The 17,712-nt window shown below is 36.3% G+C and carries 19 protein-coding genes; 11 read left to right on the top strand and 8 right to left on the bottom strand.

From position 1 onward, the window contains the following. Positions 1-164: 164 nt before the first annotated feature. The 5 genes from tatA to efeO are packed head-to-tail and all read right to left on the bottom strand — an operon-like array spanning position 165 to position 4,806. Complete coding sequence (tatA, locus tag D8849_RS00860; RefSeq protein ID WP_000512113.1) at positions 165-335, bottom strand: twin-arginine translocase TatA/TatE family subunit; 171 nt, start codon at positions 333-335, stop codon at positions 165-167. Continuing rightward, positions 319-1,050 carry a twin-arginine translocase subunit TatC gene (tatC, locus tag D8849_RS00865; RefSeq protein WP_049491768.1) on the bottom strand — a complete coding sequence of 244 codons (732 nt, stop codon included), beginning with the start codon at positions 1,048-1,050 and terminating at the stop codon, positions 319-321. Before tatC ends, tatA begins: the two co-directional genes overlap by 17 nt. Next, on the bottom strand, positions 1,051-2,739 hold the full coding sequence (locus D8849_RS00870; protein ID WP_125385895.1) for an FTR1 family protein: 1,689 nt from the start codon (positions 2,737-2,739) through the stop codon (positions 1,051-1,053). It lies immediately after the preceding gene. After that, positions 2,714-3,928, bottom strand: coding sequence for an iron uptake transporter deferrochelatase/peroxidase subunit (gene efeB, locus D8849_RS00875; RefSeq protein ID WP_125385896.1), 1,215 nt, complete (start codon positions 3,926-3,928; stop codon positions 2,714-2,716). Before efeB ends, D8849_RS00870 begins: the two co-directional genes overlap by 26 nt. Before the next feature lie 5 nt (positions 3,929-3,933). Next, positions 3,934-4,806, bottom strand: a complete 873-nt coding sequence (efeO, locus tag D8849_RS00880; RefSeq protein ID WP_125385897.1) for an iron uptake system protein EfeO — start codon at positions 4,804-4,806, stop codon at positions 3,934-3,936. 421 nt (positions 4,807-5,227) lie between these two features. Between efeO and D8849_RS00885 the strand changes: the two genes are divergently transcribed. The 11 genes from D8849_RS00885 (at position 5,228) to D8849_RS00935 (ending at position 14,838) form a co-directional block, all read left to right on the top strand. Continuing rightward, the gene (locus D8849_RS00885) at positions 5,228-5,833 is read left to right on the top strand and encodes a recombinase family protein (RefSeq protein WP_125385898.1); all 606 of its coding nucleotides are present in this window, start codon (positions 5,228-5,230) and stop codon (positions 5,831-5,833) included. A 162-nt stretch (positions 5,834-5,995) separates the two neighbouring features. Continuing rightward, positions 5,996-7,147, top strand: a complete 1,152-nt coding sequence (locus D8849_RS00890; RefSeq protein ID WP_125385899.1) for an LPXTG cell wall anchor domain-containing protein — start codon at positions 5,996-5,998, stop codon at positions 7,145-7,147. A 66-nt stretch (positions 7,148-7,213) separates the two neighbouring features. Next, on the top strand, positions 7,214-8,257 hold the full coding sequence (locus D8849_RS00895; RefSeq protein WP_125385900.1) for a DUF6287 domain-containing protein: 1,044 nt from the start codon (positions 7,214-7,216) through the stop codon (positions 8,255-8,257). 54 nt (positions 8,258-8,311) lie between these two features. Beyond that, positions 8,312-9,475: a hypothetical protein gene (locus tag D8849_RS00900; RefSeq protein WP_125385901.1), complete on the top strand. Its 1,164-nt coding sequence runs from the start codon at positions 8,312-8,314 to the stop codon at positions 9,473-9,475. A gap of 235 nt (positions 9,476-9,710) precedes the next feature. Then, positions 9,711-10,043, top strand: a complete 333-nt coding sequence (locus D8849_RS00905) for a hypothetical protein (RefSeq protein WP_125385902.1) — start codon at positions 9,711-9,713, stop codon at positions 10,041-10,043. A gap of 3 nt (positions 10,044-10,046) precedes the next feature. Further along, entirely contained in the window at positions 10,047-11,141 is a 1,095-nt protein-coding gene (locus D8849_RS00910) for a P-loop NTPase family protein (RefSeq protein WP_125385903.1), read from the top strand. Next, a complete protein-coding gene (locus D8849_RS00915) occupies positions 11,138-11,743 on the top strand; it encodes a hypothetical protein (protein WP_125385904.1) in 606 nt (201 codons plus the stop codon). Before D8849_RS00910 ends, D8849_RS00915 begins: the two co-directional genes overlap by 4 nt. Positions 11,744-11,892: 149 nt before the next feature. After that, the gene (locus D8849_RS00920) at positions 11,893-13,065 is read left to right on the top strand and encodes a Rep family protein (RefSeq protein ID WP_125385905.1); all 1,173 of its coding nucleotides are present in this window, start codon (positions 11,893-11,895) and stop codon (positions 13,063-13,065) included. After that, positions 13,066-13,314: a DUF3173 family protein gene (locus D8849_RS00925; RefSeq protein ID WP_125385906.1), complete on the top strand. Its 249-nt coding sequence runs from the start codon at positions 13,066-13,068 to the stop codon at positions 13,312-13,314. A gap of 1 nt (position 13,315) precedes the next feature. Next, entirely contained in the window at positions 13,316-14,467 is a 1,152-nt protein-coding gene (locus D8849_RS00930; protein WP_125385907.1) for a site-specific integrase, read from the top strand. 71 nt (positions 14,468-14,538) lie between these two features. Beyond that, positions 14,539-14,838: a YbaB/EbfC family nucleoid-associated protein gene (locus D8849_RS00935; protein WP_000981526.1), complete on the top strand. Its 300-nt coding sequence runs from the start codon at positions 14,539-14,541 to the stop codon at positions 14,836-14,838. A gap of 174 nt (positions 14,839-15,012) precedes the next feature. On the opposite strand, the gene D8849_RS00940 is transcribed toward D8849_RS00935, so the two are convergent. The 3 genes from D8849_RS00940 to D8849_RS00950 are packed head-to-tail and all read right to left on the bottom strand — an operon-like array spanning position 15,013 to position 17,710. After that, positions 15,013-15,873 carry a methionyl aminopeptidase gene (locus tag D8849_RS00940; RefSeq protein WP_084887236.1) on the bottom strand — a complete coding sequence of 287 codons (861 nt, stop codon included), beginning with the start codon at positions 15,871-15,873 and terminating at the stop codon, positions 15,013-15,015. Positions 15,874-15,888: 15 nt separating this feature from the next. Continuing rightward, on the bottom strand, positions 15,889-17,166 hold the full coding sequence (gene spxR, locus D8849_RS00945) for a CBS-HotDog domain-containing transcription factor SpxR (RefSeq protein ID WP_125385908.1): 1,278 nt from the start codon (positions 17,164-17,166) through the stop codon (positions 15,889-15,891). Further along, a complete protein-coding gene (locus D8849_RS00950; RefSeq protein ID WP_125385909.1) occupies positions 17,159-17,710 on the bottom strand; it encodes a GNAT family N-acetyltransferase in 552 nt (183 codons plus the stop codon). Before D8849_RS00950 ends, spxR begins: the two co-directional genes overlap by 8 nt. Positions 17,711-17,712 lie beyond the last annotated feature (2 nt).

Consider the following 17,712-nt stretch of genomic DNA (forward strand, 5'->3'; position numbering starts at 1 on the left):
CTAATAAATGGCTGTGAAATTTTAGAGTTCTTCAGAATAATATAGTTTTCTTAAAGAAAGCTTAAATTTATATTTTCTTAATACAAGAAAAAGCTAGGAAATAATAAATTGTCCGATAGAGACACACTTCCTAACTTTTTATTTTTTAGTAAAACTCACCAGTCTTACTCTTCCTTATCTTGATTTTCAGTTCCTTTAACTGCTTTTTTAAATTCAGACAGCATTTTACCGATTGACTCTCCTAGTTCAGGCAATCGCTTTGGTCCGAAGATCAAGAGAGCTCCTAAAACGATAATAATCAATCCTGGTGCTCCGATATCACGTAAGATTCCCATTTCTCTCTCCTTTCTGCTTGCGTTTCATAATGTGTTTGCTGATGGAAATACTTAATTCATAGAGTAAAATCAAGGGGGCAGTCATTGCCAAATCGCTGACAAAGTCAGCTGGTGTCAAGATGACTGCGAGTACCAATAAAATAAAATAAGCATATCGGCGATAAGCAATCAATAATTCTGGTCCAATGAGTCCAATTGACGTCAAAAAGGCAATGATAACTGGCAATTCAAAAATCAGAGCCAAGGGCAAGGTCGTTTGAAAAACAAAGGACAGATAATTTTGAGCTGTTAACTGTGTTTCAAATAGTCCTTCTCCTAGCCCTAATAAAACCTGAAGTAAGGCTGGTGTTACAAAGTAAAAACCAAAAGCCAGTCCAACTAGAAAACAAAGGAAACTAGCTGGAATATAGGCAAAAATTGCTCTAGCTTCTTCCTTTCTTAAACCAGGTTTGATGAAAGACCAAATATGATAAACTGTATAAGGTAGGGTGATGGTAAAGGCCATCAGACTAGCCAAACGTATGTATATCCATAAAATATCATTAGGACCTAAAACAATCAACTTTTGCTGAAAAGATTGGGTCACATACTGGTAAATCTGGTCTGCAAAAAGCAGAGAAACACAGAATACCAAAAAGAAACAAATGACTACTGCCAATAATCTCTTTCTAAATTCTACCAGATGTTCAACGATTGTCAATTCTTTTCTATCCATCTATTTTTCACCCTGTCTGAAAGTGACAATCAAAACGATAACAACAAAGATTAGCTGACTGACCAAGCCTTCCCAACTTGGATAAATTCCAAGTAAGTCAATAGTTGGAAAGCCTGTCAGCAAGTGATTTGGTGCCATATTGGTCAACTGAAGAGCATGGACACTAACCCCAAGCATCTTGAAAGCCAGAGCATAAATCATCCAAGTCAGGATAAAGAAAACCTTATGTGGCAGAAAGAATTGACTGGCCTTGTTCATCACGATGGCAATAACTACCAGAACCAGCAAGGCAAGTGAAATTCCCAAGACAAATTCAAAACTGGAAATTCTTGGTAAAATCCCAACATAAAAAAGAATGGTTTCTGCTCCCTCACGGAAAACAGCTAGAAAACTGAGGGCAAACATGGAAATAAAAGAGCCTGTTTTGGTCACTGTTTCCATTTGTGACTCCATAAAAGCATTCCATTTTTTGACTGAGGATTTGCTATGGAGCCAGATTCCAATCACAATCATCATAGCTACCGCAAAAATCCCAACTGCTCCTTCGATGATTTCACGATTGGATCCTGATGTTACTGCTGGAAAGGCAATTTGCAGGATAAAGGCAATAAGGAGACTAGCCATGATTCCTGTGATAGCACCACCATAAACCCACTTGAGCCCTTTTCGCATCTTGGCTGCTTTCAAGGTTGTTACCAAGGCCATAACGATTAAGAGAGCCTCTACACCTTCTCTTAGAAGAATCAGCATGGCATCAAAGGCATTGTAACGTGCGCTGGTATCAATTTGTGATAAATCTGCAATCAGTTTTTCTAATTTTTCTTGATATTCCTTCTCACTTCCCTTGACCATAATCACAGGGCTTTCACTCTCCACTCTAGTATAGAGGGATGGATTGGTCGTGCTAACAGAACCCTCAATCGTTGGCCAGATAGTGATGAATTCCTTCATACTAGCTGCTCCTGATGCTTGATCACCAGCTTGGAATTGTTCCAAAGCCTTCTTCAAAAGGGCAATGCCGTCTTTAAGACTCAAATCAGAAGATGCTTCTGCGACTTCTTTCCCAGTTACAAAATCATCAATAGCCTTTTTTAAGTCCTCAAAGGAAGTCTGGATGGAGTTAAAATCCGTAGGCTCAGTTTCCATGCTACTACGCAGGAAGGATATAGCTGTTTCAACACGTCCATAATGGGCTGTACTATTGTCACGAACCACACTTTCATTGATAGTCCAAGTGGAATTCATTTTCTTAAAAGCCTCTCGAATCTTTTCCAAATCTTTGGAAGCAATGGCCTGTTCCAAGGATTCAAAACGAGGACTTAGACGGTTGACCAATTTTTCCTTTTCCGCATCTAAGTCAACAGGATTTTGTTCTTTTTCAAAGGCTAATAGGGCTGCAGAAATTTCGGTGAGTTTGTCTTCAGTAATCTCTCCTGATTGAGCTAACTTTTCCTTAACGACTTTACTAGCCTCAGAATCCTTATTTTCTACTCTTTCGAAATCTGATGCCATCTCTGCAACGAGTTTCTGTGCTTCAGACTGATTGCCATTTTTAACCGCTTTGGACGCATCTGTGATTTTCACAAAGTAAGAACTCAAGCTTTCTTGGGCACCTACTGGGGAAAGAATTAAAAGTGACAAAGCTAAAACCAAGAACCAGCTTTTAACCTTCCAATAATTTCTGACCAATGTAGCCTCCTTTCTCCACACCACCAAAGCAAGCGAAGAGTCCACTACCGATGTGAGTGATATATTCATTCATCTTATCTGTAGCACCTAGATTGGTTTGAACTTTAACAAAGTTATCAGGATCCTTCTGGAAAGAAATGAAGAGCAAGCCTGTATCAAACTGGCCAGTTTTTTCATCAATCCCATCAGAGTATGAATAAGAACGACGCAAAAGGGGCTTATCCACTTCCTTAGCCAAACGAACATGCGAATCATCTGGCAAAAGACTCAAATCCACTTCATCAAACTCGTTCTTCTTACCAAAGGGGGCACCACTTTCCTTGTAACGACCAAAGGTATTTTCTTGTTCTTCAAGACTAGTGCGGTCCCAGGTCTCTAAAAACATCTGAATCCGACGAACTGCCATATAAGAACCATTTTCCATCCAGTCCTTACTATCAGCCCAGATAACGCGGCCAAAGTCTTGCTCCTTGGTTGGATTTGCTGTTCCATCTTTAAAACCAAAGAGGTTACGCGGTGTCTCCATTCGATCTCCGATTGCTGCAAAACCAGACTGACTCCAACGAAGGGTCACTGCATTTCTGCCCTTACGGATGAGATTGCGAATAGCATGAAAGGCAACCTGCTCATCATCGGCACAGGCCTGAATCACAATATCTCCACCTGTATATTTTTCACGCAATTGCTCTTTAGGAAAAGGCGGTAAATCCCTGAACACTTGAGGACGCTTGTTCTCCAAGTTCATCTTTTTCAAGAAACTGGCAGACACACCAAAAGTCAGCGTCAGACGATGAGGGTTAAGCCCGACTGTTTCACCAGTATCGCTTGGAGGCAAGAGAGCATTCTGGCCATCTTTTTTGACCAGTTCCCCTTCAACCAACTTGGCACTATAATCCGTCCAATCCTTGAATAGTTGGATAATCTTATCTCTATCCGTCGTATGTAGGTCCAAGACAACAAAATAGATATTCTTTTGCATGGGCGTACTAATCCCAGCTTGATGCTTGCCATAAAAAGCAATTTTTTCATTTCCGTACGAGATTTTTTCCTGACTTCCTAGCTTAGGTGCGAAAAAAGCAGAAGCACCAGAGAGTCCTAGCGCTAAACCAGCCCCTCCAATCCCTGCTTTTTTTAGAAATTCTCGACGGTCCATTTTCTTCTCAAAAAACTTTTCGTCTTTTTCAGTCATGACTCTTACTCTCCACTAAGAAATTTACCCATTTGTGACAGAGGTTCACCAAGTTTTGTCACAGCTTCTGACAATTCTTTGGTATCTTCTTTTGTCAAATCTGTATAAAGTTTGTAGTGTTCCTTGTCGGTCATGTGTTTGTCCAACAAGCTATTAACAGATTTGAAATCTGCTTCCAATTCTTTAACTAGGTTAGCGTCTGATTTTTCAAGCAAAGGTTTAAAGAGTTGGAAAATCTTCTCAGCACCCTCAATATTGGCACGGAAATCATACAAGTCTGTGTGAGAATAAATTTCCTCTTCACCTGTAATCTTGCTTGTTGCTACTTCGTTAAGCAAGTCAACTGCTCCAGTCAACATAACCTTGTAGTCCACATCCACAGTTGCAATCTTAGCTTTCAATTCCTTGATATCATTGACCAACTGATCGCCATAGCTTTCAGTTCCTTTAGTTGTATTGTCTTCCCAAAGGATACGCTCGATACGGTGGAAACCTGACCAACCTTCCTCTGTCTTGTTTTCGTCCATGTAGTCTGCCAAACGGAAGTCAATCTTGACATCTGACTCACCAAAACTTTCAGCAATCGGTTCTGAACGCTCATAAGACATACGAATCAGTGGATAAACTTTCTTAGCTTCTTCTAACTTTCCTTCTTTCAACAGTTTGACAAAGCCTTCCGTATCTGTCAACAGTTTATCGATTTGCTCTTGCACAAAAGTCTTATAGTCAGCTGTAGCCTTATCAAGCATTTTCTGCTTGTCTTCAGACAAGGCTGTCACCTTAGACGAATCACTCGTATTGCTTTGTTTAGATTGGTTGTTAGCACAAGCTGTCAATAGTAAGGCTGAAGATAAAAGAACAAAACATAGTTTTTTCATTGTTTACTCCTATTGGTTCAGGAAACCTGAATTAATTTTACGTTTCATTATACCATGTTTTCACTCATTTTTCAATAAATTTTCAGACAATTTAATGTTAAGTAATTTATACTAATAATAGACTTTTAACCTCAAAATTGATAAAATAAAAAGGAAAATAATTGGAAAAGGAAACTATAAAACACTATGATGAACATGCAAAAATTGAACATACTGTTTTTAATTTTTGTAAACCTCAAAAAGGTTGAATTAAAAGGATTTTAAGTCCTTAGGATTTTTTATCCAACACTACTATTCACGCAAACAAGACAAAATCTTGGCAAAAAGATACAGTAGCAAAGAGTACACCAAACTACCACTCATTATGGGCGGTAGTTTTCTTTTCGTCTAAAATAGAGATAAAAAGATAGGTGGTAGCCTTATGCGTTATGGTTATGTACGAGTATCCACTAAGGAGCAAAATATCGATAGACAAATGTCTGCTTTGGCATTAGAAAATATCCCCCAAAATCAAATTTTCATAGATAGGGCCTCTGGAAAAGATTTTGACAGGACGGAATACCAAAAATTGCTAACAGTTCTACAAGCAGATGATGAGATAGTAATTAAATCAATTGATAGACTCGGACGGAACTACGATGATATTTTAGAACAATGGCAGTTACTCACTAAGACAAAAAAGGTACATATCAGCGTTTTAGATTTTCCACTCTTAAATACTAAAAATACCAGCGATACAATCACTGGTAAACTAATTTCTGATTTGGTTTTACAGGTTCTATCCTATGTGTCGCAAATGGAAAGAGAGCAAATCAAGCAAAGACAACTAGAAGGAATTCGAGAAGCTCAAAAAAGAGGGAAACAGTTCGGAAGACCGAAGATAAATGTTCCACCAAATTTTTATGATTTAGCAAAAAAACACAGACAAAAAGAAATAACTATTCGTGAAGGAGCAGAAATCTTAGGAGTTTCAAAAAGTACTTTTCATAATTGGGTAAAAAACTATAGTTTTTGTCAAAAAAAGTAGGAAATTTTGGACAACTAATATTTCACAATTCTTAGTTCAAAATAATGAAAAATTTAGTATTTTGACGGATTATATCTTCTTTGTTTATTCTATCAATTTTGTCCATAAAAGTCTACATTATTGGACAAAGGATTTCTTCAAAATAATAGGAGGTCTCTTTAAATGAAGACAAAATCTAAAATTAAACTTTTTGCTACTGCTATAATTGCAACTGCTAGTATAGGTGTAGCTGGTGCGATTACGCAATCTAATACTGTTATCGCAAACGAAGTTACAGTTACAGAACGAGACGGGTTCCCAACAGTGACGTTCGAGACTGATGCAGTATTTAAAAATTTTGAAGAAGCTAATGCTTATGCTGAAGGGCGTGCCTCTGAAATCTTAGAGGCAACCGATGGCTATAAAGATTATTCCTTAAATGCTGGGCCAGCATTAGATGGAACTTCAAACTACCTTGTGAGTGGTGAAATTCGTGCCTACAAAGATTATTCGGGTTCAAGTGTAACTGCTGAACAAGCAAAGAAGAATATCGAAGCTGCTGCTCGTAAGGTAGTTAAAGATGCAAATCCTTCGCTTTCTACTACAAAGCCTGTTACTCCTACTAAACCTTCGGAAGATGTTAAACCTGAAACTCCAGCTAAGCCTGTTGAAGAGGTGAAACCTGAAACTCCAGCTAAGCCTGTTGAAGAAGTCAAACCTGAAACTCCTACTAAACCTGTTGAAAATATCAAACCTGAAACTCCAACTAAGCCTGTTGAAGATATCAAACCTGAAACTCCAACTAAGCCTGTTGAAGATATCAAACCTGAAACTCAAGCTAAGCCTGTTGAAGATATCAAACCTGAAACTCCGGCTAAACCTGTTGAAGATGTTAAACCTGAAACTCCTACTAAACCTGTAGAAGATATTAAACCTGAAACTCCTACTAAACCTGTAGAAGAGGTGAAACCTGAAACTCCAGCTAAGCCTGTTGAAGAAGTCAAACCCGAAACTCCTACTAAACCTGTAGAAGAGGTGAAACCTGAAACTCCAGCTAAGCCTGTTGAAGATGTTAAACCTGAAACTCCAGCTAAGCCTGTTGAAGATGTTAAACCTGAAACTCCTACTAAACCTGTAGAAGAAGTTAAACCTGAAACTCCTACTAAACCTGTAGAAGAAGTTAAATCTGAAACTCCGGCTAAACCAGAAAACAACAAAAACAACGACAAGAAGACTTTACCAAATACAGGTGAATCAACATCTATTCTTGGTATTATCGGTACCGTCCTTTCAATTACTGGTTTAGGATTTATCGTAAAACGTAAGCGTGGGTAAAGTGTCCAAACGACTGTAGAAAACTAGCTTACAAACTTAAACAGTTCTAACATTACAAAATTAGCTATGATTAAAAAAAGAACATTATTTACTATTCTTGCTTTAACAAGCTTGACTCTTGTAGCCTGCCACCAAAAGCAAGAAGATACTACTTCAGCAAGTACAGAACAAACGAGTTCCACTAGTTCGGAAGCATCCAGCTCCTCTTCTGAAGTGAAGAAAACGGATTATAGTTTATATAACGAGGTAATAGAAAAATATTCTCAACCACAAAATAAACCCTCTAAGGATATTAATCCCAAAGCTAACTTAAAAGATAATTCTCCACAAGTATATTCAGATATTGAATACTGCCTATATGATTTTGATAAAAATGGGACGGACGAACTCATCATTGCTCTGAAAATTAAGTCAGGTAAACATGATATTTTAGACATCAGAACGATTCAGAATGATAAAGTTATTCAACTCACTAATGCAGAAAATCATTTAGATTTTATCGGAGAAAAAGTGATTTTTGTCCCTCTTGAAGATGGATATTTTCAACTTTCAAGTGCATCTGGCGGTAAACAATCTCACAAGCTCTATAAACTAAATACGAATACACCTGACTTAGAATTACTCACTGAATCAGATACAGAAGCTGGATTAGGAACTAGACCACCACTACTGAACCAAGATACATTTTCTTGGAAATCTGTAACAAATCCAATATCAGGAGAAACAACACCTTCACAAGAAATTAAAGGAATGAATATTTCTTCTATCCAAAACGGTGATTTTTCAAGTATCTCTGGTACATGGCGCAATAGTGCTGGTGTAGAACTTGTATTTGATGAACATGGACTGGTTAGTGATAATTCGCAAGTTTCAATTGAACATGCTAAAGAAATTGACCACTATCTTAAAACAAGTTTACTTCCTAAAAATGGAGGAGCTGGTGGTTCTGCCCTTGCCTTTTTACCTGCAGGAATCCCTTTGACAATGGCTATCACTTCTTCACCCGAAAACGGATATAAGGACCCGTCCGATATCAGCCAAGAACGACTATGGACAGGACAACAACTTATAGAAGGAAATAGCTCAGGATTTTTCTATAAGGTTCAATAACTAAATGAACTACTGAACCGCTTTTATGCGGTTCTTTTTGATAAGGAGGAAACCATGGATTTTACAGAATATTTATATAAAAATATCGGAGAACGTGTTAGACTAGACAGACAAACAAAAAAAATGAATTTGTCAACTTATTCTAGGCATATCTCTCAATGTACTTATGATAAAAAGGTAAAAGAAACAGGAAATACACAAAATAATCCTATAACAGGCATCACAGAAAGGAATATTGGCAAAATAGAAAAAGGAGTGCATGATAATTTTAGGAGTTTTTTATCAGATAATCAAATTAAAGCATTAACTGCTACCCTTGATTGTAATCAAGATGAATTACTTTTAGGAAATAAAGAACAGAAACAAGAAATCGTAAAAATTTTACTTTTAGGATGTCTGTTAAATAATATAGATGTTCAAATTGACTCTGTTTCATCTGAGACATGGCGAGTTTTATATCATAAATCTCAATCTCTCGGTTTCAAACCTAATAAAAAAACTGAACGTTTAGGTAATATCGTATTAAAATTTCTACTAAGCTATCCCACTTTTCAAAAGCACTTCATGAATTCCGTTTTTTATTATTCAGATAACTATCCTGATAAATATACTCCTTTTAAATCAAAAGATGAACAACACAGTGATTCTTTTAACCGTAAATTACAAAATAATTATGCTGGAGACTTGGAAAAAGTCAATTCCCAACTTCAAACTTGGTACACTACCGATTTAGGAAATATTACTTCTGTTCTACTACGTAAACCTGAAAATATTATCTATATATTTGAAGCATTCGAATATACTATATATAAAATAATTGATTTAATTTTTGATAAATTTATAGGAAGATTTAACAATAGCTTGAATACCAGAGGTAAAAATAATGCTCCTAGCAAAATAATATACTATTTAGATTCTGATGTTCTTTTAAACATTATATTGGAAGATGATATATACTATCTTTTAGTAAATGAGCTAAAAAAAGAACAAATCGATAAAACTAATAGTTTATTTCATATTCAATTTCTACAACTACTTCAATACCAGAATTTATTTTTAGAAAAGATACATAATAAATATAAGGATACTAGTGAGAACTATGATAAATTTAAACTTTATTCTGATTTAACTCAACTTATCAAATTTTATGAAAAAACAAAAGATAATCATCTAACTCTCTACGTCAATGATTTCATAGACAATCAAGATTACGAATAAAAATTATGGCTTTACGACTAAAATCGTGAAGTCTTTTTTTATTGCATATCACATATTCTTTCTTACAATGTATACAATTTTATCTCTAAATTTTATTCTAGTGTATACAAAGTCGTTGGGAAATCAGAATACAATAGATAATGTAAGGAATAAAAAAGGCGCCTAGTTCATTACACAAAAATTTTTAATTAGAAATCAGCAAATTCTAGGTATGCTGATTATGGAGGAATAGCACATGAGTGCATTTAAATACAAGAATCCAGTTTATGGATATAACGTGGCTCTTTTTAATGAAATATTTGGAGAAAACCCTATTTTTAGTTCATTATCCGTCGAAGAAGAAATTAAGTGGGTCTATAAAGATAATAAGCGGACTGACGAAGTAGATGGATTTAGTCGATATTTCATTATCCCTGGTCAGAATCCTTTTCTTGTCAAATTCCCCACTTCTCAAGAAATTGAACAATTCGCAGAGGTGGAGTTAATCAATCCTGTTGCTTGTAAAGTGAAAAACAATGTTTATTTTAAAGCTGAATCTGTAAAAATTATCAAAGAAGGAGGTAAGTAACCAATGGCATTTCCGTTTATTCAATCAGAAAATAAACGGGAATTCGTAGTTGATACTGAATATCTAGTTCAGTGTGTAGAAATAGGGTTGGGAAACAGCTCTATTTCTTCAACTACTAATTCCTTCCAATTCATCTATGGTGATAATTATCTAGACTTTGTTCCTCGTTTTCCTTGTGCATATATTTTGGATAATACTCTATACCAACAGATTTTTCAAATTTTGTCCACAAGTGCTTATCCTTTGTTGACATTTCTAAAACAGCCTTCTGCCTATATCGTCAAACGTGATAGTGTAAGCATTAACACTAGTCGTGCTTTTCGATTTCCATTCTTTAAGGGAATACCTGAAAGATTGACGTATCAAAAGCTATCTGATGTCTCTGTTCAAAACGAGAGTTTTGAACTCATGAAAAACTATCGAATTGATTTTAATCGCATCGTTCATTGTTTGATTGCTGGTTCTTCTGGTTCTGGAAAGAGCTACGCTTTGACCTATCTTATCTCTGTTATTAATCAATTTGCTCATGTAACAGTTGTAGACCCTAAATGCGATTCTATCTCTCGTTACTGCTTAAAACAGAACATACAAGTTCTTTATCAAGAGAGAGACTTCTCAGCGGATGAGTTTTTGTCTAAGGTGAACACCCTGCTAAAAGTAGAACTAGATACTATCTATCAAAGACAAGCAGAGCTTCTTGAAAATCCTGCTAAAAAATTTCAACATCGTTGTCTTGTGATTGATGAATTGCTTGCTTTAACATCTTTGGTTTCCAAAAATGTTAAAGAGACCTTTTTTGCACTATTATCCAATATTGCACTACTTGGACGAGCAACGTCTGTCCATCTAATCCTAGTTAGTCAGCGGATGGACACAAACGCTTTACCGATTGCCGTTAGAGAGCAGTGTAATTTCTTGATACAACTGGGGTTAATCAATAGAAAAGCGACAACATTTTTATTCCCAGACTTGGATTCAGAGACTGGAATTGTCATTCCTAACGGAAAAGGAACTGGTATTATTCAAGTTATTGATGGTGTAACAGCACCTAATGTTATGCCATTTCTCGTACCAACATTTAAAGGAGAAAATATATGAAAAACATTAACAATAGAATTATAAGAAATAGCACTGTCATTACCGATAAACTCTACTACTTACTGCCTTTAGAGTTACTCTTGAGCTTTCTGTGGAGTTTATCTCTAGCAGGTATATGGTTTGTTAACCAAGTTAGCACCATTATCTCTTGGGACGTTTGGAGCCAAATTTTAGATAATTTTCAAATAGCACAATCTATGCTACTTCAAGCAATGACTATCGTCCTTACCGTCTATCTTTTAGCGCATATCCTTCTTTGCATCGTATGGATAAAAGAAGATACGTTTTTGAACTTTTTCCAAACAGTAGATCTATTAAGGATAGTACGAAAACAAATGAAAATGAAAGGCAGCAAAAGCGATAGTGAAATTGTAAAAGAGTACAAATCTATTGTTCAATCTATCAGATGTACTATAACTCAGGAATGTATCCTAGTTATTATACCACAGGCAGAAAGTTCAGATATAGATACAATTTTACAAAATAAATTAGATTTTTTGTGCAACTATCTGACAAGATTATATCGTAAACTATATACATTCTCGCCCTTAGATAGTACTTCACCTAATCATATAATACAAGGGACGAGAAAGCCTAGATGATTAAAATACCAGCGGAGCTTGCCGTTAGGCATGAGCTCCAAGCTGGTTTTGTTTCAATTCATTTAGGAGCTTTATTATACTGCTTCAGGGCTTGTTATTGAAGCAGTATAGTTTTGTTCCATTGTTCCAAAAAAAGAAAGGAGTTCAAAATGGTAAAAGCCAGAAATATAATGTTTGTCCAACAGATTGAGTATTTCCAATCTTCAAATTTACAAGATATCATCGAGTATATGACAAATACTCTGAAACCGATTCGTTTTGCGGGAATTTTGCATGATAAGGATATCGGGCAAGATGGAAATCTTGTCACACCACATATACACCTTGTTCTACAGTTTGAAAGTGCTAGAAGTTTAAACAATCTTGCTAAGTTGACTAAACAACCAATACAGTGTTTTGAGCAGTGGAGGGGTTCAGTTAACAATGCTTATTCATATCTCGTTCATCATACGGAGTCCAATCAAGATAAATACCAATATTCTCCCAAAGAAGTTATTGCGAATTTTAACTATTTACTCCTATTAGACACTATCGAAAAAAATGTAACCAAACGATATGAAATAAATGACACTATGATTATAGATAATCTACTGGATCTACTTTATACTGGTGATATTACAAAATCAGAAATTGAACAACGACTTACTGGTTCACAATATGCCAAAGCAAGGCAAAAAATTGAAACCGTCTATTTAAAACGACTAGAAACACAAGCCGAACTATGGCGACAAGAAATGATTAGCAATAATGAAATTGTTACGATTATTTGGCTTTTTGGAAAAGCGGGAACAGGGAAGACTCGTCTAGCACGTCAATACGCAGAACAGTATGACCTTAACTATTTTATTACGAGCTCAATCCGTGACCCTTTTCAACAATACAATTTAGAACACGTGATTATCTTAGACGAATTACGCCCGCATCAATTTGACTACTCAGACTTACTCAAAATGTTTGACCCTTACAATGTTAAAGCGATGGCAAGTAGTCGTTATTTTGATAAACCGTTACTAGCCAATATTTATATCATCACTAGCCCCTACTCCCCCTACGATTTCTTTTTAGAATTAACTAAGAAAAGAAAAACAAGTCATATAGATTCTTGGGGCCAGCTAATGCGAAGATTATCCTTGGTAGTCGAAGTCAAAAAAGAACATCTGCAATTTTACAAGTACGAACCAATAGACCAGATGTTTTATATAGACCATGGCAATAAATTACCAAACCCATTTAAAAATCAAACTGATACAGAAGAAACTATTCAAGAAAAGTCGTACCAGTTATTTTTAGAATTGAATAAGAAAAAGGAAAGGAATGAATAAATGCAAGAAATTCAAACAGTTACCTACATAGATATCACAAATCAAGGATATCCAGAAGGCACGGCTAGACGTGTTATACGAGAGGGTAAAAAATTACTTGTCGAAAGAGGTTTCAAACTTTATAAAAACAAAAGGATTGGAAGAATACCAAAGACTATTGCCGAAGAAATTCTTGGATTCAAAATCATCTCAAAACATGATATAATAGATACTGTACTCTTAGCTACTGACATAGAAAGAGGAAAATGATATGTCAGTTCTCAAAGGATACAAGGGAAAATGGAAAGTAGATATTACCGATGGAATAGACCCATTGACTGGTGAAATCAAACGACATAGAAAGTCAGGATTTACCTCTCGTAAAGAGGCTGTTCAATATGAGGCAGATTATCGCTTAAACAAACTTCACCAAGTTCAGATTAAAGATAAAATATCTGTCTCTCACCTTTACTCTTTAGTTCAACAAGAAGATGAACTCCGTGGGAATAAACGTGGCACCATTGATACACAGATATCCTACTATAACCAATATGTCTCTAAGTTTTTTGAGCATGCAGATATGTCTGCCATTACTATCCATGAAGTAAAAAAATTTAGAGATTGGTTGGTAAAACAACCAAGTGTTAAAGGTGGAACACTATCAAGCACGACTGTTAATCAGCAAATGATTTTTCTGCATAAAATGTTTGATGTTGCTGTTGCTAATCGTCTTAGACAAGATAATCCATGCAATGGACTAAGAAAACTTCCTGATAAACACAAGGAGATGTCTTATTTCACTCCTGAAGAATTCAAGCTATTTGATTCTCTGTTCACAAAAGATGAATACATGTTTCAGCTATTCTATCGAGTGTTAATGTTTACAGGTGTTCGAGTCGGCGAAGCATTGGCCTTAACTTGGAAACAGATTAATTTATCAGAGGGTTATATCGATATCAAGTATTCAGCTTACTTTCGTAATAACAAGGTCCATATCGGAACAGTAAAAACTACCCAATCCAATCGTCGAATTTACATTCATAAGGCATTCGTTCAAGAACTAACGGAATGGAAAGAAAAACAAGCTCACCTATTAGCAGAGTTTACGGACAATACAGAAGACTTACAAATCTTTCAAGACAGTCCTTTACAACTTACTGCTCCAATGGTTTCTAATCAAAAGATTAAATTGAAAAAAAGAATGCCTGCATCATTAAAAATGATTCGTAATCACGATTTCCGACATTCACATGCAGCGTTTCTAGTTTCAAAAGGACTCAGAAACGGTGAGGGAAAAGATTATATATTTTTTACACTTATGAAACGACTCGGACATAGTAGCATTAATACAACTATCAACATCTACTCGCATTTATTCCCAACTCAACAAAAAGAAGTCGCCAATGCTTTTGACAACTTCTAGGGCAAAAAACGGCAAAAAAATTTATTAAACAAGGCTCAAAGCCTTGATACGAAAGGAATCTTAAAAATCTTATGATGAACATGCAAAATATGATGCGTCAAGCACAAAAACTTCAAAAACAGATGGAACAAAGTCAAGCTGAACTTGCTGCTATGCAATTTGTTGGCAAATCTGCTCAAGACCTTGTTCAAGCGACCTTAACTGGAGATAAGAAAGTTGTCAGCATTGACTTCAATCCAGCTGTCGTTGACCCTGAAGACCTTGAAACTCTTTCAGATATGACTGTTCAAGCCATCAACTCTGCTCTTGAACAAATCGATGAAACTACCAAGAAAAAATTAGGTGCTTTCGCTGGAAAATTGCCATTCTAAGCATAAGAAAAAACGCTCCATAATATCTGTAGGTAAGTCCTCCTACAGATACTATGGAGCCTATTTTATTGGCTTGGAAAAAGCTTGAAAACATCAATACAATGCGTTTACTTAATATGAAACGATCTACTGAATTTTTTCAAAATGAACATCCAGTAGCCTTTTCACTTTTTATTAATAAGTTCCTTCTTCACCTTGGCTAGTCAAGATTACCGGACCGTCCTTAGTAATGACAAATTGGTGTTCATATTGACAAGATAGGCCACCGTCAATGGTTTTATGCGCCCAACCAGTCTTCATATCTGTATCAATTTCCCAGTCACCTGTATTGATCATCGGTTCAATAGTCAAGACCATTCCTTCACGGAGACGAAGTCCTCGACCTGCAATACCATAGTTAGGAACCATTGGTTCTTCATGCATAGTTGGACCAACACCATGACCAACCAAATCACGCACTACACCGTAACCACGACTTTCAGCGTATTCTTGAATGGCTGCACCAATATCACCAATACGGTTCCCAACAACAGCTTGCTCAATCCCCTTATACATGGCTTCTTTAGTTACATCCATCAAGTTTTTCACTTTTTCGGACGGTGTACCGACAGCATAAGCCCAACATGAGTCTGCAAGACCACCAGAATAGCTCTGAGTGTATTTCTTCATTTGTTCAACATTATTGAAGTTTAATTTTGAGACATTCAGGTCAGATTTAGCAATTGGACCGCCCAAAACCATATCAACCTTAAGCAAATCACCATCTTTCAAGATATAGTGACGAGGGAAAGCGTGAGCTACTTCATCGTTAAGAGAACAGCAGGTAGCATAAGGATAGTCCATCATGGCACCGTCAACTCCAATCTGAAGCGGAAGGAAATTTTCTTCCTTACAACGACGACGAACATACTCTTCTACTTCCCACATATCTACGCCAGGCTTAATCAAATCACGCAAGCCGATATGAATACTTGCGAGGAAATCACCGGCTTTATCCATAGCTTCAATTTCACGAGCTGATTTTAATGTTATCATCTTTTCTCCTAGTTTCTAATTAATTTTAACGGTTACATTTGCTTTTGAAACAATCTGATGACCATGATAAATATCGTAATCAATAATAGCTGACCGTCTCGTATGATGGATAATACGGGCTTGAATGCGCAGTATATCATCTATCTGAACAGCCTGCAAAAAGTAGATCAGCATCTGCTCAATGATGAGATTGCGCCCACTATTCACAACTAAATCTTGAGTCATGTGGGTCAGAATTTCTGACAATACACCGTTGGCTAAAACTCCGTTTTTCTCAAGCATAAAGGGTTCCACTGTAATCACTACTTCATCATGATGATAAGAAAGTTTTTGACCAATCTGCTCAGAAAAAGTCGGTAGAGCAGAAACTTGGGAACGACTCATCTTCTCCATGACATCTCGTCTGGTTACAACCCCAAGCAATGTTTGATTATTTCGAACAACCGGTACCATTTCAAAGTCTTCAGCAATCATCCGTTGACTCACATTGGCAATATTTGTCGATAATCCAACCAAAAATAGACTACGAGACATGACCTTATCAATTGTGGTACTTGGTGACTTATCACCAGCATCTCTCATGGTTACAACTCCAACAACAACCTGATGTTGATTGATAACCGGGAAACGACTGCTACGATTCTTACGTACCAAGTCCAAATAATCTTTAACAGTGTCTGTCTCTCTCAGAAAACCATATTCATGACTCGGACGATAAAGTTTCTCAACTGTCAGAATATCAGTCTTAATTTGGACATTTGACAAGGCTTTATTGATCATGGTTGCAACTGTGAAAGTGTCGTGCTTGCTTCTTAAAACTGGAATTCCTTTTTGATTGGCCAATTCAATCACATCATCATGAACCTGAAATCCACCTGTAACTAGAACTGCATTTTCATTTTCAAGTGCTAGTAATTGGATACGGGTACGGTCTCCGACAATCAAAAGTCCCCCGTCATGAAGGTAAGATAAGATATTTTGCTCAGTCATGGCACCGATTGAGAACTTACTAAATTCTCTCTCTAAACCTTCTTGACCAGCTAGAACCTCAGAAGAAGTCACTTCTGCAATTTCAGCAAAAGTTAATCTCTCTATAGCAACTTTCTGAGATTTAACACGAATAGTACCACTTCTTGGGCGAGTCTCTACAATTCCACGGTTTTCAGCTTCTTTAATGGCCCGATAAGCCGTTCCATCACTGACTCCTAGATGGTTGGAAATGCTTCGAACACTGACTCTTTTACCAACGGGTAATTCTTCCAAATAACTTAGAATTTCTTGGTGTTTACTCATTAATTCCTCCCTTTACAAAGCGAAACTCAAGATAATCTCGCATTTTCTTTGTATAGCGATCACTTCCTTTAAACTGACGAATCAATCGAAATCCAGACTTAAGAGCAACCCGTTGGCTAGCTTCATTTTCAAGGTGGGTAATGATGGATAGTTGTTTTAAACCAAATTCCTCAAAAGAAAGCTGACAAAGTTTTTTAACAACTTCTGTCATGAAACCTTTAGACCATGAATCTTTTCTCAAAAAATAACCCAGTTCTGCTTCTTTTTTAATTTCATCTAGCTTTTCAAACTTAATTGAACCAATCATTTTTTCAGTTTTCTTGTCACAAATAGCCCATACACCTAAAGGAGACTTCATAAAATAATTGGCCAGTGCATATTGACTCTCTTCCGGACTAGCTTGAGTTGGGAAAATAAATTGTAAATTTTCTGGATTTGAAGCTATATCATGGAAGTCCTTACTATCACTAAAAAAGAAAGGACGCAAATACAAGCGATCCGTTTCAAAAAAAGAAAACATTGCTAATTTGGTCCAAATATTCATAA

It is taken from the genome of Streptococcus mitis (assembly GCF_003942765.1).
Taxonomy (GTDB): Bacteria; Bacillota; Bacilli; order Lactobacillales; family Streptococcaceae; genus Streptococcus; species Streptococcus mitis_BE.

Coding starts and splice junctions, on each gene's coding strand:
- D8849_RS00935 (WP_000981526.1), top strand. CDS start 14,539: ATGATGAACATGCAAAATATGATGCGTCAAGCACAAAAACTTCAAAAA.
- efeO (WP_125385897.1), bottom strand. CDS start 4,806: ATGAAAAAACTATGTTTTGTTCTTTTATCTTCAGCCTTACTATTGACA.
- spxR (WP_125385908.1), bottom strand. CDS start 17,166: ATGAGTAAACACCAAGAAATTCTAAGTTATTTGGAAGAATTACCCGTT.
- efeB (WP_125385896.1), bottom strand. CDS start 3,928: ATGACTGAAAAAGACGAAAAGTTTTTTGAGAAGAAAATGGACCGTCGA.
- D8849_RS00890 (WP_125385899.1), top strand. CDS start 5,996: ATGAAGACAAAATCTAAAATTAAACTTTTTGCTACTGCTATAATTGCA.
- tatC (WP_049491768.1), bottom strand. CDS start 1,050: ATGGATAGAAAAGAATTGACAATCGTTGAACATCTGGTAGAATTTAGA.
- D8849_RS00920 (WP_125385905.1), top strand. CDS start 11,893: ATGGTAAAAGCCAGAAATATAATGTTTGTCCAACAGATTGAGTATTTC.
- D8849_RS00900 (WP_125385901.1), top strand. CDS start 8,312: ATGGATTTTACAGAATATTTATATAAAAATATCGGAGAACGTGTTAGA.
- D8849_RS00905 (WP_125385902.1), top strand. CDS start 9,711: ATGAGTGCATTTAAATACAAGAATCCAGTTTATGGATATAACGTGGCT.
- D8849_RS00885 (WP_125385898.1), top strand. CDS start 5,228: ATGCGTTATGGTTATGTACGAGTATCCACTAAGGAGCAAAATATCGAT.
- D8849_RS00950 (WP_125385909.1), bottom strand. CDS start 17,710: ATGAATATTTGGACCAAATTAGCAATGTTTTCTTTTTTTGAAACGGAT.
- D8849_RS00940 (WP_084887236.1), bottom strand. CDS start 15,873: ATGATAACATTAAAATCAGCTCGTGAAATTGAAGCTATGGATAAAGCC.
- D8849_RS00915 (WP_125385904.1), top strand. CDS start 11,138: ATGAAAAACATTAACAATAGAATTATAAGAAATAGCACTGTCATTACC.
- D8849_RS00910 (WP_125385903.1), top strand. CDS start 10,047: ATGGCATTTCCGTTTATTCAATCAGAAAATAAACGGGAATTCGTAGTT.
- D8849_RS00895 (WP_125385900.1), top strand. CDS start 7,214: ATGATTAAAAAAAGAACATTATTTACTATTCTTGCTTTAACAAGCTTG.
- D8849_RS00930 (WP_125385907.1), top strand. CDS start 13,316: ATGTCAGTTCTCAAAGGATACAAGGGAAAATGGAAAGTAGATATTACC.
- D8849_RS00925 (WP_125385906.1), top strand. CDS start 13,066: ATGCAAGAAATTCAAACAGTTACCTACATAGATATCACAAATCAAGGA.
- tatA (WP_000512113.1), bottom strand. CDS start 335: ATGGGAATCTTACGTGATATCGGAGCACCAGGATTGATTATTATCGTT.